13 protein-coding genes are annotated in these 13,373 nt (G+C 74.7%); 5 read left to right on the top strand and 8 right to left on the bottom strand.

Going from position 1 to position 13,373, the window contains the following annotated elements; all coding sequences use genetic code 11:
- The first annotated feature begins 87 nt into the window (after positions 1-87).
- On the top strand, positions 88-1,668 hold the full coding sequence (locus ADK64_RS16415; RefSeq protein WP_053659553.1) for a hypothetical protein: 1,581 nt from the start codon (positions 88-90) through the stop codon (positions 1,666-1,668).
- A 120-nt stretch (positions 1,669-1,788) separates the two neighbouring features.
- Here ADK64_RS16415 and ADK64_RS16410 read toward each other — a convergent pair whose 3' ends face one another.
- Both ADK64_RS16410 and ADK64_RS16405 read right to left on the bottom strand, forming a co-directional pair.
- Complete coding sequence (locus ADK64_RS16410; RefSeq protein ID WP_053659551.1) at positions 1,789-3,216, bottom strand: amidase; 1,428 nt, start codon at positions 3,214-3,216, stop codon at positions 1,789-1,791.
- A 34-nt stretch (positions 3,217-3,250) separates the two neighbouring features.
- A complete protein-coding gene (locus tag ADK64_RS16405; protein ID WP_053659549.1) occupies positions 3,251-4,510 on the bottom strand; it encodes an MFS transporter in 1,260 nt (419 codons plus the stop codon).
- A gap of 55 nt (positions 4,511-4,565) precedes the next feature.
- Between ADK64_RS16405 and ADK64_RS16400 the strand changes: the two genes are divergently transcribed.
- Complete coding sequence (locus tag ADK64_RS16400) at positions 4,566-5,561, top strand: ArsR/SmtB family transcription factor (RefSeq protein WP_053659547.1); 996 nt, start codon at positions 4,566-4,568, stop codon at positions 5,559-5,561.
- Positions 5,562-5,717: 156 nt separating this feature from the next.
- Here ADK64_RS16400 and ADK64_RS16395 read toward each other — a convergent pair whose 3' ends face one another.
- Positions 5,718-6,281 (bottom strand): NAD(P)H-dependent oxidoreductase, encoded by a 564-nt coding sequence (locus ADK64_RS16395; protein WP_053659545.1) that lies wholly within the window; start codon positions 6,279-6,281, stop codon positions 5,718-5,720.
- Between the two features lie 99 nt (positions 6,282-6,380).
- Here ADK64_RS16395 and ADK64_RS16390 point away from each other — a divergent pair, with 99 nt between their 5' ends.
- On the top strand, positions 6,381-7,064 hold the full coding sequence (locus tag ADK64_RS16390; RefSeq protein ID WP_199829633.1) for a TetR/AcrR family transcriptional regulator: 684 nt from the start codon (positions 6,381-6,383) through the stop codon (positions 7,062-7,064).
- 101 nt (positions 7,065-7,165) lie between these two features.
- Here ADK64_RS16390 and ADK64_RS16385 read toward each other — a convergent pair whose 3' ends face one another.
- Both ADK64_RS16385 and ADK64_RS16380 read right to left on the bottom strand, forming a co-directional pair.
- Complete coding sequence (locus ADK64_RS16385; protein ID WP_053659543.1) at positions 7,166-8,326, bottom strand: FAD-dependent oxidoreductase; 1,161 nt, start codon at positions 8,324-8,326, stop codon at positions 7,166-7,168.
- Between the two features lie 86 nt (positions 8,327-8,412).
- Positions 8,413-9,081, bottom strand: a complete 669-nt coding sequence (locus ADK64_RS16380; protein ID WP_053659541.1) for a TetR/AcrR family transcriptional regulator — start codon at positions 9,079-9,081, stop codon at positions 8,413-8,415.
- Between the two features lie 158 nt (positions 9,082-9,239).
- Here ADK64_RS16380 and ADK64_RS16375 point away from each other — a divergent pair, with 158 nt between their 5' ends.
- On the top strand, positions 9,240-10,241 hold the full coding sequence (locus ADK64_RS16375; protein ID WP_053659539.1) for a LacI family DNA-binding transcriptional regulator: 1,002 nt from the start codon (positions 9,240-9,242) through the stop codon (positions 10,239-10,241).
- Between the two features lie 27 nt (positions 10,242-10,268).
- Here ADK64_RS16375 and trxA read toward each other — a convergent pair whose 3' ends face one another.
- Complete coding sequence (trxA, locus tag ADK64_RS16370) at positions 10,269-10,643, bottom strand: thioredoxin (protein WP_053659537.1); 375 nt, start codon at positions 10,641-10,643, stop codon at positions 10,269-10,271.
- Positions 10,644-10,789: 146 nt separating this feature from the next.
- Here trxA and ADK64_RS16365 point away from each other — a divergent pair, with 146 nt between their 5' ends.
- Complete coding sequence (locus ADK64_RS16365) at positions 10,790-12,220, top strand: dihydrolipoyl dehydrogenase family protein (protein ID WP_053659535.1); 1,431 nt, start codon at positions 10,790-10,792, stop codon at positions 12,218-12,220.
- 8 nt (positions 12,221-12,228) lie between these two features.
- Here the strand turns inward: ADK64_RS16365 and ADK64_RS16360 are convergent, their stop codons facing one another.
- Positions 12,229-12,873 carry a peptide deformylase gene (locus tag ADK64_RS16360; RefSeq protein WP_053659533.1) on the bottom strand — a complete coding sequence of 215 codons (645 nt, stop codon included), beginning with the start codon at positions 12,871-12,873 and terminating at the stop codon, positions 12,229-12,231.
- Between the two features lie 95 nt (positions 12,874-12,968).
- Positions 12,969-13,316 carry a tetratricopeptide repeat protein gene (locus ADK64_RS16355; RefSeq protein ID WP_053659531.1) on the bottom strand — a complete coding sequence of 116 codons (348 nt, stop codon included), beginning with the start codon at positions 13,314-13,316 and terminating at the stop codon, positions 12,969-12,971.
- Between the last annotated feature and the right edge of the window lie 57 nt (positions 13,317-13,373).

Below are 13,373 nucleotides of genomic sequence, written 5' to 3'. Positions count from 1 at the left end.
GGATCCGTGCCGGTAAGGGCCTTGGCCGAGAGGCCCGCGAGGGCGGTTCGCGTCCGGTTTCAGATACGAACGGGGGATACGGCAGGCATGCGCACGCCGCACCAGATCTGGCAGGACGCCGATCTGCCCGGGCGCCGGCTCGCCGGACTCGCCCTCAATCCGTCCGCGTCACCGGGCGTCCTGCTCCGGCTGCTCGCCGAAGGTCCGCTCGCCGTGCGGATGGTGCTGTGCCGGGACCGCGATCTGCCCGGTGTCGTCGTGGACGCCGTGCTCGGCCATCCCGACCGGCGCACCCGGGGCTTCTTCGCCGTCAACCCTCATGTCGACCCGGCCCAGCGGGCGCGGCTGGTGGACGATCCGGAGTGGTTCGTCCGCGCCCACCTCGCCGACGGGCCCCGGTTCACCGAGCCCGACCGGCCCCGGCCGCTGCCCGACGCCACCGTGGTCCGCATCCTCACCACGTACGAGCCCGAACATCTGTGGTCGCTGTACCGGCAGATGTCCGCCGAACTGATCCGTACCCTGCCCGTCCACCCGGACCCCGAGGCGCGCCGCCACGGGGTCTTCGGCTGGAACCGGATGTCCGGCGAGCAGCGGGCCGCGCTGCTGGGGGACCCGGACGAGAGGGTGCGCGAGGCGGCGCGGGCGTGCGCGCGCCACGACGATCCGGCCTGGGTGGAGAGCACGCTGCCCAACCGTCACTGTCACGGCCGCACCCACGCGCTGCTCCACTGGGCGCTCAGCCGAGCCGTCGTGGACCGCGTCCTGACCGCACCGGCCGGACCGGACGACAAGGCCATGATCGCCCGCAACCGCACGCTGCCGCCCGACGTCGTGGCCGTCCTGGCCGCCGACCCGGACCCGGAGGTGCGGAAGGAGACCGCGGGCCGTACGGACCTGCGGCCCGGCGAACGCCACGCACTCGTCGCCGACCCCGACCCGGCGGTCCGCGGAGCCGTCGCCCGCCACCCGGACCTCGGTCCCGCCGAACGCCGTACCCTCGCGGTGGACCCGGACCCGGACGTGCGGCTCGCCGTCTCCGTCCACCCCGGCTTCACCGAGGAGGAACGCGCCCGCATCGACTACACGGTCCCGGCGGGCGGCCGGTTCGGCGCCCAGGGCGAGAGCGGCACGCCCCGCGACCCCGAGGCCGTCCGCCGGGACGCGCTCTCCGGACACCCGCTGCTGCGCAGGGAGGCCGCGAAGGAGCGCACCCTCCCACCGGACCTGGTGGCCCGTCTGGCCGAGGACGCGGATCGCGGGGTACGCCTGCTGCTGGCCCAGAACCACCCGGACGCCCCGGCGGACCTGCTGCTGCGGGGCTTCCTGGAGTACACCGGCCCCGAGCGCGGCCGCCTCACCACCCGGCCGAACTTCCCGCGCGCCGGGCTGGCCGGCTACGCCGGTCACGCCGACCCGCAGGTCCGCGCCCTGGCCGCCCGGGACCCGGACACCCCGCCCGCCACCGCGGACCGCCTCACCCGGGACCCCGACCCCCAGGTCCGCTCCGCCTTCGCCCGCCACCCGAACCTCCCGCCGGCGAGGCTGACGGAACTCCTCGCCGGTGCGCACGACAGGGACCTCGCCCACGCGGCCGCCGCGAACCCGGCCCTGGACCCGGCCACGATCGAACGGCTGCTCCGGACGCAGGGCCGAGGCCCCTGGTAGCCACGGCCCCGGACAGCCGGACAGCCGGACAGCCGGACAGCCGGACAGCCGGACAGCCGGACAGCCGGACAGCCGGACAGTCGGACAGTCGGGCGGCCGGGCAGCTGGACAGCCGGGCCGTCAGACGGAGCCGGCCGGGAAGTCCACGGCCGGCGCCGGCGGCCACAGCTCGTGCCAGCGCAGCTCCCGCTCCAACTGCGCGGCCACAGACACCAGTCGGGGCTCGCTGCCGGCCGGGCCGAGCAGTTGGGCGCCGACCGGCAGCCCGCCGTCGACGAAGCCGGCGGGCACGTTCACGCCCGGCCAGCCCAGCACGTTCCACGGCCAGGCGTACGGGCAGGCGGCGATCATCGCCCGGTCCGTGGCCAGCCCGCCGAGCCGGTACAGGGCGCCGATCCGGGGCGGGGGAGCGGCCGTCGTCGGCGCCAGGATCACGTCGTACGACGCGAAGAACCGGCCGATCCGGCGGTGCAGCACCGCCTCCGCCCGCCGGGCCGCCCGCAGTGGGGCCCCGCCGAGCAGCCGGCCCATCCGGGCCGCGCCCCGGGTGCGCGGGTCGAGCAGCGCCGGGTCGGGGGCCTCGCGGGCGCGCTCGGCGATCCCGACGGTGGCGCGCGGCAGGAAGGTCAGCCCGATCTGCCCGTACGGCGGATCGGCCTCCTCGACGTCATGGCCCAACGAAGCCAGCCTGTCGGCGAGTTGGACGATCCGGGCGCGGATCTGCGGGTGCAGCCGGGCCGGTACGGCGGTGAACGGCGGCTTCAGGGACAGCGCGACGCGCAGCCGGCCGGGGTCGCGGCCGACGGCGTCCGCCACCGTCAGCGCGGGCGGCCGGTGCGGGTCCCGGTCGTGGTTGCCGCTCGCCGCGTCCAGCAGCAGGGCCGCGTCGCCGACCGTGCGCGCGAGGGTGCCGTTGACCGTGATGCCCTGGAAGGACTCGCCGTGCGGCCAGGTCGAGATGCGGCCGCGCTGCGGCTTGATGCCGATCAGGTGGGTCCACGAGGCCGGGATCCGCACCGAGCCGGCACCGTCGGAGCCGAGCGCGGCGGGCACGAGTCCGGCGGCGACGGCACTCGCCGCGCCGCCGGACGAACCGCCGGGTGTGTGCCCGGTGTGCCACGGATTGCGGGTGTCCCCGAACGCCGGGCCCTCGGTGAACGGCCACTGGCCCAGCTCGCAGGTGTTGGTCTTGCCGACGATCACGGCACCGGCCGCGCGCAGCCGCCGTACCGCCTCGCCGTCCTCCGCGACCGGCGGGAAGTCGCCCCGGCAGCCGAACGCGGTCGGCTCGCCCGCCACGTCCATGTCGTCCTTCACCGCCACCGGCACCCCGAGCAACGGGCGCCGGGCTCCGGCGGCCAACTCCCGGTCGGCGGCGTCCGCTTCGGCGAGCGCGGCCTCGGCCCGCACGATCCGGAACGCGTTCAGGGTCGGCTGGGCGGCCTCGATCCGGGCCAGCGTCCGCTCCACCAGGGCACGTGAGGTCACCTCCCCGTCGGCGAGCGCACGTCGGCTCTCCGCGAGACCTGCGGCACGGTCGGGCGTCATGGGGAGCACCTCCGGGAGGCTCCGGGCACGATGTCTACCGAACGGTAACGTCACAACGGGGGCCACCGTACGGGTTTCGCTCAGGTGTCCTGATCCGGTTCCGGGCGCGCAGGTGCCCCAGCAGGCCGAGCACGGTCAGTACGGCGACCAGGGCGCACACCCCGGACCAGCCGCCGTACGCGTAGGCCCGGGCGCCGAGCCAGGAGCCGGCGCTGCCGCCGAGGTAGGCACAGGTCATGTAGGCGGTGTTGAGGCGGCTGCGGACGTCCGCGCCGAGGCAGTAGACCCGCACCTGGTTGGCGACCATGCCGGACTGCATGCCGACGTCCAGCAGCAGTGTGCCCGCCACGAGGGACAGCAGGCCGGGGCCGCCGCCGAGGGCGCCGAGGGCGAGGATCGCGGAGGAGGCGGCGACCAGCAGGAAGCAGACCAGGTTCACCGCGTCCGGACCCCGCCGGTCCACCAGCCGGCCCGCGTACGGCGTGACGCACATGGTCACCGCGTTGACCAGCGCGAGCAGCCCGACCGCTGCCGCCCCCAGCCCGTAGACCGGGCCCGTCAGCAGCAGCGCCACCCCGGTCCACACGGCGGAGAAACCGGCGAACACCGTCGCCTGGTAGAGACAGGAGCGGCGCAGGGCGGGCTCGGTGCGCAGCAGCCGGACCGGCTCGGCCAGCAGCCGCGGATACGGCTGCCGGGACGGCGGGGTCAGGGACGGGAGCGCCCGGGACAGGAGCAGCGCGAGTGCCAGGCTGAGCACGGCCGCGAGGAGGTACGGTGCCCGCCAGCCCAGCCGCTCGCCCAGGGCGCCGCCGGCCGTGCGGGACAGCAGCATCCCCGCGAGGGACCCGCTCAGCAGCGTGCCGCCGGCCACGCCCCGCCGCCCGGGCGGGACCAGTCCGGCCGCCAGCGGTCCGGCCAGCGGGGCGATCACCGTGGCCGCGCCCACCGGCACGCTCGCCGCCAGCAGTGGCGGCAGCGCGGGCGCGGCGGCCGCGGCGGTGAGGCCGAGCCCGGTCACGGCGAGCAGGGTGACCAGCAGCGGGCGGGGCGGCAGCCGGTCGCCGAGCGGGACGAGCAGGAAGACGCCCGCCGCGTAGCCGAACTGAGTCGCCGTCACCACGCCGGCCGCCGTGCCCGGGGAGACACCGAGGTCCGCTGCCGCGAGCGGGACGAGGGCCTGCGGGAAGTAGACGTTGCCGACCGCGACCCCACAGGCCAGGGCCAGCACCGCGACGAGCCGGGAGGACCCGGGCGCACGCGCGGTACGCTGCCCGGTGTGGTGATCCGTCATGGCCGAAGTCCACGGCACGCACGGGGCGTTGCCAAAGGATGTAGACGGGGGCTAAATGATCAGCTTCCGGCTGGGGGTCGACGACCTCGCCGACACCCGGTTCGCGATCTCCCCGCTCGGTGAGCTGATGGAGAGCCTGCGCGTGCTGCGCGCACCTGCTTTGCACCCCCTGCACCACGGTTGGCGCCGGACCGTGCTCCCCGCCCTCGCCTCCGCCGACCTGCCCCTGCTGTCGGCCCTGGTCGGTCCCACGCTCGCCCTGCCCGACTTCCTGACACCCCGGCCCACCGCCTACGCGCCCACGCTGGAGGAGGAGTTGGCCGTCGTGCGGGCCACGCCCCCGGAGGTCGTCCGGCACGACCTGCTGGCCGCGCACGCCCCGTACCCGCTCCCCGCCGCTCTGCGCCAGGCCACCGCGCACGGTGACGCCCCGGTGCTCGAACTCCTCGATGAGCTCTGCGCGTTGCTGCTCCGTTACTGGGAGACGGCCCTGCTGCACTACTGGCCCAGGATCCGGCTCGTGCTGGAGGCCGACATCACGCACCGCGCGGGCCGGCTGGCCGCCGGCGGCGCACGCTCGCTCTTCGCCGGTCTGCACCCGAACCTCGGCTGGCGCGACGGTGTGCTCAGTGTCGACAAGATGATCGGCCGGCACGCGGTGGAGGGCGCCGGACGGGGGCTGCGGCTGATCCCGTCGGTGTTCGCGCACAAACCGGCGCCCCCGATCAGCGCCGAGGCCCCGCCGATGCTCACCTACCCCGGCCGGGGCACGGCGACCCTGTGGGAACCGGAGCCCGACCCCGGCGCCTCCGCGCTCACCGCCCTGCTCGGCGCGCCCCGCACCACCCTGTTGCGCCTGCTCGCCGAACCCCTGCCCACCGTCGAACTCGCCCGCCGGCTCGGCGTGACACCCAGCGCCGTCTCCCAGCACCTGCGGATCCTGGACGCCACGGGTCTGGTCACCCGCGCCCGGGACGGACGACGGGTGCTCTACCGGCGCAGCGCGCTCGCCGATCGGCTGGTCTGCGGCCCGCCGCCCGCACGCGGTTGACTTCGAGCGCGCTCCGGCCGCTGGCGTCGATGCCCGCTACGACGTACGACGGCATACGGCGAAGGCGTGACGCACAGGTGTGACGACGGACGGCATCGTTGGCGGACGCGAAAGGGGGCCGGAGCGGACTCCGGCCCCCCACGGGGTGCGTACGGCTCAGGCGGCCGCGGTCTCCCCCACGTTGCCGTGCAGACGGGCGACGACCTCGGTCAGCTGGGCGGCCACCTCGGCGTCGTCGACCGGGTGGGTCTCGGCGAAGCGGGTCACGGAGCCCGGGATGGACAGCTTGATGTCCTCGACCACCTTGCCGCCGGCGATGCCCACGGCCTTGCGGGCGTCGTCCTGCGCCCACACGCCGCCGTACTGGCCGAAGGCGGTGCCGACCACGGCGACGGGCTTGCCGGTGAAGGCGCCGGCGCCGTACGGGCGGGACAGCCAGTCGATGGCGTTCTTCAGGACGGCCGGGATGGTGCCGTTGTACTCGGGGGAGAACAGCAGGAAGGCGTCGGCGGCCTGGGCGGCCGCACGCAGCTTCGCGGCGGCGGCCGGGACGTTGCCCTCGACGTCGATGTCCTCGTTGTAGAACGGGACGTCGGCCAAGCCCTCGAAGAGCTCGACCTCGGCGCCCTCGGGAGCGAGCTTGACGGCCGCCTCGGCGAGCTGGCGGTTGTGCGAACCGGCGCGGAGGCTGCCGACGAGCGCGAGGATGCGGACAGACATGGGAACTCCAAGGGGCTGAAACATCGCTGTTACGATCCGGACCAAGGTCCGCTTAGATGTGTATCACCGTAAGCGGACCGCGGTCCAGTTTTGTTCCCGATGCTTTACGCTGGCTTCATGTCCGCCGCGCTGCCGCCCTTCCCGATGCCCGAGGAGCCCCTCGACGCGCCTCAGCTGCTGGAGGTGGGTCCGGCTTCCGAAGAGCCCTGCCTGCGCGCCGACGCGGCCCGCAACCGGGCCCGGCTGCTGGAGGCCGCCGCCCGGCTGATCGCCGAGCACGGGGTGGCCGGGGTCACCATGGAGGCCGTGGCCGCGGCCGCCAAGGTCGGCAAGGGGACGGTGTTCCGCCGCTTCGGGGACCGTACGGGCCTGCTGATGGCCCTGCTCGACCACGCGGACCGGCGGCTGCAGGCCGACTTCCTGGGCGGGCCCCCGCCGCTGGGCCCCGGGGCGCCGCCCCTGGACCGGCTGCGGGCGTTCGGCGTCGCCGTGCTGTACCGGTCGGCCGAGCAGCTCGCCCTCCAGCTGGCCGCCCAGCCGGAACCCACCCGTCGCTTCTCGCACCCGGCGGTGCTGGCCCTGCGCACGCACGTGACGATGCTGCTGCGGCAGATCGTCCCGGACGCCGACTGCGACCTGCTGGCCCAGACCCTGCTGGCCTCGCTCGACCCGGCCCTGATCCACCACCAGACCCGGCAGTGCGGGATGCCGATGGAACGGCTGGAGGCCGGCTGGATCGACCTGGTGGCCCGGGTGACCGGGTCGGGGGTGCCGGGGCGCTGACGGCCGGTACCGGCGGGGTGGGCCGGCGGGTGGGCCGCTGAGAGAGGTGGTCGGCCGGTGCCGACGGGTGAACCGCCGAGCGGGTCGTTGGGCCGGGCCGGTCAGGCGCCCTGCGTGAACATGTCGAGCAGGCCCTGCGGGGCGTCGGCGCGGAACAGCAGGGCGCCGTTGTCCGCCGACTCCCGCGCGGACACCTCCGAGCGCCCGAACATTCGCTCCTCGTAGGCCGCCAGCGCCGCCTCGGTGTCGCCGGGGTGCGCGGCCAGTGCGAGGCCCAGCTCGGCGCCGTCGAGCAGCGCCAGATTGGCGCCCTCGCCAGCGAACGGCGACATCAGATGGGCCGCGTCCCCGAGCAGTGTGACCCCGGGGACCCGCTCCCAGCGGTGCCCGACCGGCAGGGCGTGGATCCGTCGGGGCACGAGTGTCCCGTCCGCGTCGGCGACCAGCGCCCGCAGGCTCTCGTCCCAGCCGCCGAACTCCTTCAGCACGGCCGCCTTCGCCGCCTCGGTGTCGCCGAAGTCGATGCCGTCCAGCCAGTCCTGCGGTGCCTCGACGGCCGCGTAGAGGTGCAGGCTGCCGTCGCTCTCGCGATGCGCGAGCAAACCGCGGGCCGCGTCCAGCGCGAACAGCATGCCGCCGCCGACCACCGCCGCGCTCACCGGGTGCCGCAGGTCCGCCTCCTCCAGGTCCGCCTCGACGAACGACACGCCCGTGTAGGCGGGCCGGGCCGGGGAGAGCAGCGGGCGGATCCGGGACCAGGCGCCGTCCGCGCCGACCAGCACGTCCGTGGTGAACGCGGTGCCGTCGGCGAGCGTCACCTCGTGCCGGCCGTCGCCCAGCGGGCGTGCCCCGGTGACCTTGGCGCCCCAGCGGACCGTGCCCTCGGGCAGTGAGCCGAGCAGCAGCTCGCGCAGATCGCCGCGGTCGATCTCGGGCCGGCCGCCGCTGCCGTCGTCGGACTCCTCGAACCGGACCGTGCCGTGCCGGTCCAGGACCCGCGTGGCCTGGCCACCGGGATGGACGCGCTCGAGGAACTCCTCGTGCAGCCCACCGGCGCGCAGCGCCTCCTGGCCGGAGTCGTCATGGATGTCGAGCATCCCGCCCTGGGTCCGGGCGGCCGGCGAAGCGTCCAGGTCGAACAGGACGGCCTCGATGCCGCGCACATGCAGCACCCGGGCAAGCGCAAGCCCGCCGAGCCCCGCACCGACGACGGCTACGGGGTGGTGGGGGAGGAGGGGGGAGGTGTGGGAGCTACTGGTCATGGTGGCCTCCTGACGGATGGATGCGTGGAAGGGTCGGTGCGGCCGTGGGCGGGAGGGCGTCGAGGCAGCCCGCCGGGCATGGTGTCTCAGTCCGGTACGGCGGTCCGCTCGATGCCGTTGACCAGGGTCTGGAAGGTCCACGACAGGCGGGCCTCGGGGGCGCCCGACAGCAGTGCGTCGGTGTGCTCGGCGATGCGCGGATACGTGCCGGCCGGCGCCTCGCGCAGGGCGTGGGACAGCCCCCGCCGGTCCTCCGCGGACGTCTCGCCGGCATGTTCGGCGGCGGTCGCGGTGGCGTGCTGGAGCAGCAGGTCGACGCCCCACGCCGCCTGCGCGTGCGGCACGCCGCCCGCTCGGAGCAGCTCCAGCAGGGTCTCGATGAGCCGCAGATAGTGCGGCCCGCTCGGCCACGCGGTCAGCGCCGAGCGGGCGAGGCTCGGGTGCTCCAGGAGCATCAGGGTGTAGGCGGTGAGGACCTTCTCCAGCCGCTCCCGCCAGTCGCCCTCGACCGGGGCGGGCCCGATCGTGCCGAGCAGCTCGTCCAGGACGGCCGCGTGCAGCTCGTCGGTGTTGCGGACGTACACGTACAGCGAGGCCGGACCGGTGTCGAGCTCCTGCGCGAGGCGTCGCATCGTGACCTTGCGCAGCCCTTCCGCGCGCAGGATCGCGACGGCGGCGGCGACGATGCCCTCCCGGGTCAGGGCGGGTTTGGCGGGACGCTCACGGCGGGAGCGGGAGGAAGGGGAAGCGGTCATGCCTCCACGATAGCGAACGCGTTCGTCACGAACAAGTTCGTTGCGAACGTGTTCGCCGGCTGACTCGCAGTGGCTTGCGGCGCCGGAATCGTCGAACGGTGAACCACGCCGCCCCGCCCGCCCCCGGTCCCCGCCCCTCTGCCAAGATGCGGTCTGTCATGGTGCAGATACCGAACACGCCCACGAGCGCCGACGTCGCCCGCCTGGCCGGCGTCTCGCGGGCGACCGTGTCCTACGTCCTCAACAACACCAGCGCCGTACGGATCAGCGAACCCACGCGCCGGCGCGTCCACGAGGCCGCGCGGGAGCTGGGGTACGTGCCCCACGCCGCCGCCCGCAGCCTGCGTGCCGGACACAGCCGTATGGTCCTCATGCCCGCCCCCGCGGTGCCGGTGGGTCCCCTGTACAGCAGGTTCCTCGACGAACTCCAGCAGGAACTCGGCCGCCTCGACTACACGGTCGTGCAGTACGGCACGGTCGGCCTGCACGGCGACGAAGCCGCCCGTGCCTGGGCGGAGTTGCGGCCGGTCGCCGTCCTGGTGCCCGGCGCGGAACTCGGACCCCGGGGCGTCGAGGTCCTCAAGCGCTCCGGCGCCCGGGCCGTGGTCACTCTCGGCCCGGTCCGCGTCGACGGCGCCCACGCCCTGCTGATGGACCACGACGCGGTCGGCCGCTGCGCGGGTGCCCACCTCTACGCCGGGGGCCGGCGCCGGATCGGTGTCGTGGTGCCGGAGGAGCCCGGCCTGGAGGTCTACTCCCGGCCCCGGCTCGCCGGTGTGCGCGAGGCCCTGCGCGGCACGGACGCGGCCGTCACGGAGCTGCCGCTCGCGTACACGGAGCAGGCCGCTGCCCAACTGGCCGCCCGCTGGCGGGAGTGGGGCCTCGACGCGGTGTTCGCCTACAACGACGAGTACGCGATGCTGCTGATGCGGGCACTCCAGGACGAGGGACTGCGCATCCCCGCGGACGTGGCCGTGACCGGTGCCGACGACCTGATGCTCGGCAGGCTGCTGCGGCCCCGGCTCAGCACGGTCCACATCGACCTGCCCTCGGGCCGCGACCTCGCCGAGCTGGTCGACCGGGCGGTGCGCGACCCGGGCGGTGAGCCGGAGGTGCACCAGGTGCTGGGAGCCTCGGTGATCGGGCGCGAGTCGAGTTGAACGCCTGGCCGCGGCCCTGTCATCGGGTCACTGGCCGTTGCTCTCCTGGGCGGCGATGCTCTTGCGGACCTCGTCCATGTCCAGCTTCCGGGCCTGCCCGATGATGTCCGTCAGGGCGGCCTCGGGCAGGGCGCCCGGCTGGGCGTACACGGCGACCTTGTCGCGGACGATCATCAGCGTCGGGATCGACTGGATGTTGAAGGCCGCGGCCAGCTCCGGCTGGGCCTCGGTGTCCACCTTGCCGAAGATCAGGTCGGGGTTGGCCTCGGCGGCCTTCTCGTAGACCGGCGCGAACTGTCGGCACGGCCCGCACCAGGCAGCCCAGAAGTCGATGAGAACGAACCCGTTCTCACTGACGGTCTGGTCGAAGTTGTCCTTGGTCAGCTCCACGGTGCTGCTCATGGTGTGAATCCCTCTTCCCGGTGTGGGGTGTGCCGTCGGCGCAAACACGGCCGTCCGGCCGCCTATTCCTGTTCCGCAGGCGCACGCCTGTGTTCCGCGCACGTACCCATGTGGCCAGGGCGCACACCACCCAGCAGACTGACCCCATGACGGAAACGGAATCCATCGCGTACGACGTCGTGGTGCTCGGGGCCGGGCCCGTGGGGGAGAACGTGGCCGATCGCACGCGTGCGGCGGGCCTCACCACCGCGGTCGTGGAGAGCGAGCTGGTCGGCGGCGAATGCTCGTACTGGGCCTGCATGCCCAGCAAGGCCCTGCTCAGGCCGGTCATCGCCCAGGCGGACGCCCGCCGCCTGCCCGGTCTCGCCCAGTCGGTCCAGGGCCCGCTCGACACCCCGGCGGTCCTCGCCCGGCGGGACGAGTACACCTCCCACTGGAAGGACGACGGCCAGGTCGGCTGGCTCGACGGCATCGGTGCCGACCTCTTCCGCGGCCACGGGCGGCTCGCCGGTCCCCGCACGGTCACCGTGACCGCCCCCGACGGCACGGTCACGACCCTCACCGCACGGCACGCCGTCGCCGTCTCCACCGGCACCCGCGCCCAACTGCCCGACCTGCCCGGCCTCGCCGACGTCAGGCCCTGGACCAGCCGCGAGGCGACGAGTGCCGAGGCGGCCCCGGCCCGGCTGATCGTGGTCGGCGGCGGTGTCGTCGCCACCGAGATGGCCACCGCCTGGCAGGCCCTGGGCTCGCGGGTCACCCTGCTGGTGCGCGGCAAGGGGCTGCTGAGCCGGATGGAGCCGTTCGCCGGGGAACTGGTCGCCGAGGCACTCACCGAGGCGGGCGTCGACGTCCGCACCGGCACCTCCGTCGCCTCCGTCACCCGCGAGAACGGCACCGTCGTCGCCGTCACCGCCGCCGGTGACCGGATCGCGGCCGACGAGATCCTCTTCGCCACCGGCCGCGTCCCGCACACCGACGACATCGGCCTGGACACCGTGGACCTGGCACCCGGCTCGTGGCTGGAGGTCGACGACTCCCTGCGCGTCACCGGCATCGACTGGCTGTACGCCGTGGGCGACGTCAACCACCGGGCCCTCCTCACCCACCAGGGCAAGTACCAGGCCCGTATCGCCGGCGCCGCCATCGCCGCCCGCGCCGCCGGCAACCCCCTCCTGGAGGAGCCCTGGGGCGCGCATGCCGCCACCGCCGACCACCACGCCGTACCCCAGGTCGTCTTCACCGACCCCGAGGCGGCCGCCGTCGGCCTCTCCCTGGCCGAGGCGGAACAGGCCGGGCACCGCGTCCGCGCCGTCGACGTCGCGTTCTCCTCGGTCGCCGGTGCGGGCCTGTACGGCGACGGCTACCAGGGCCGCGCCCGGATGGTCGTGGACCTGGAGGAGGAGATCCTGCGCGGCGTCACCTTCGTCGGACCCGGCGTCGGCGAACTCATCCACTCCGCGACCGTCGCCGTGGCCGGCCGCGTCCCGGTCGGCCGGCTGTGGCACGCGGTCCCGTCGTACCCGACGCTGAGTGAGGTGTGGCTGCGGCTGCTGGAGGCGTACCGGGACAACTGAGCCCGGACCTAAGGCAGTTCGAAGCCGAGGGCCGCGGCTGCCGCGCCCGGCGTCGGCTGCGCCCACAGTGCCGCCGCGGCCTCGTTGGTGGACAGGGACCGGAGTTCGGCGCGGTCCAGGTACAGGGTGCCGTCGAGGTGGTCCGTCTCGTGCTGGACGATACGGGCGGGCCACCCGGCGAACACCTCGTCCAGCGCGCGGCCCTGCTCGTCCTGGCCGCGCAGCCGCACCGCGGCGTGCCGGGCCACCACCGCCTGCCAGCCCGGCACGCTGAGGCAGCCCTCGAAGAACGCGGCACGCGCGGTGCCGACGGGCTCGTACACCGGATTGACCAGGACGCGGAACGGCTGCGGGACACGGCCCCGGGCCACGGCGATCTCCTCGGGCACCGGGGCGGGGTCCTCGATGACCGCGATGCGCAGCGGCACCCCGACCTGCGGTGCGGCGAGGCCCACACCGGGGGCGGCGTGCATGGTGACGCGCAGGGCCTCGATGAAACGGTCCAGCAGCGCGGGGCCGAGCTGACCGTCGTACGGCTCGGTGCCACGCCGCAGCACCGGCTGTCCGGCGGCGACGATGGGCAAGGGGCCACCGGCGGCGAGGAGTTCCTCGACCCGCTCGGCGAGCGGTGCGTGATCAGGGGAGGGTGCCATCGCGCCAGGATGCCATGGCCTCCCGCTCCTCCCGGTGTACGCCGTCATGCCGAGGGCCCGGCTCCCGCACGGGAACCGGGCCCGCCCCGCGTCCTTCACTGCCGCGGGAAGTCACCCGCGAGCGCCGAGGCGATCCGCAGATGCCGCTCCGCCTCCTCGTGCCGGGCCTGCCGTTGGAGCGTGCGGCCCAGCAGCAGCCGGGCGTAGTGCTCCACCGGGTCACGCTCCACGACGCGCCGCAACTCGGCTTCGGCGCGGCGCAGTTGGGCCGAGTGGTAGTAGGCACGGGCCAGCAGCAGCCGGGGTGCGGTCTGCTCGGGCACCTCCTCGACCAGCCCGGTCAGCACCCGTGCCGCGCCCGCGTAGTCCTTGGCGTCGAAGAACTGCCGGGCGCGCTCCCAGCGCTCGGCGGGCGTGCCGTGGTCGTAGTACGTCGTCTCCACTCGCGTCTCCACTGATGACCTCCTTCGGCGGCCTCAACGGAACGCGGTCGTTCAATA

It is taken from the genome of Streptomyces sp. MMG1121 (assembly GCF_001280015.1).
Lineage (GTDB): Bacteria > Actinomycetota > Actinomycetes > Streptomycetales > Streptomycetaceae > Streptomyces.
Note: the sequence above shows the minus strand (reverse complement) of the source record. Positions and strands in the feature narration are given on the sequence as shown.

Excerpts from the sequence above, each read along its gene's own strand:
- ADK64_RS16415 (WP_053659553.1), top strand. The coding sequence starts at position 88 with ATGCGCACGCCGCACCAGATCTGGCAGGACGCCGATCTGCCCGGGCGC.
- ADK64_RS16410 (WP_053659551.1), bottom strand. The coding sequence starts at position 3,216 with ATGACGCCCGACCGTGCCGCAGGTCTCGCGGAGAGCCGACGTGCGCTC.
- ADK64_RS16405 (WP_053659549.1), bottom strand. The coding sequence starts at position 4,510 with ATGACGGATCACCACACCGGGCAGCGTACCGCGCGTGCGCCCGGGTCC.
- ADK64_RS16400 (WP_053659547.1), top strand. The coding sequence starts at position 4,566 with ATGATCAGCTTCCGGCTGGGGGTCGACGACCTCGCCGACACCCGGTTC.
- ADK64_RS16395 (WP_053659545.1), bottom strand. The coding sequence starts at position 6,281 with ATGTCTGTCCGCATCCTCGCGCTCGTCGGCAGCCTCCGCGCCGGTTCG.
- ADK64_RS16390 (WP_199829633.1), top strand. The coding sequence starts at position 6,381 with ATGCTTTACGCTGGCTTCATGTCCGCCGCGCTGCCGCCCTTCCCGATG.
- ADK64_RS16385 (WP_053659543.1), bottom strand. The coding sequence starts at position 8,326 with ATGACCAGTAGCTCCCACACCTCCCCCCTCCTCCCCCACCACCCCGTA.
- ADK64_RS16380 (WP_053659541.1), bottom strand. The coding sequence starts at position 9,081 with ATGACCGCTTCCCCTTCCTCCCGCTCCCGCCGTGAGCGTCCCGCCAAA.
- ADK64_RS16375 (WP_053659539.1), top strand. The coding sequence starts at position 9,240 with ATGGTGCAGATACCGAACACGCCCACGAGCGCCGACGTCGCCCGCCTG.
- trxA (WP_053659537.1), bottom strand. The coding sequence starts at position 10,643 with ATGAGCAGCACCGTGGAGCTGACCAAGGACAACTTCGACCAGACCGTC.
- ADK64_RS16365 (WP_053659535.1), top strand. The coding sequence starts at position 10,790 with ATGACGGAAACGGAATCCATCGCGTACGACGTCGTGGTGCTCGGGGCC.
- ADK64_RS16360 (WP_053659533.1), bottom strand. The coding sequence starts at position 12,873 with ATGGCACCCTCCCCTGATCACGCACCGCTCGCCGAGCGGGTCGAGGAA.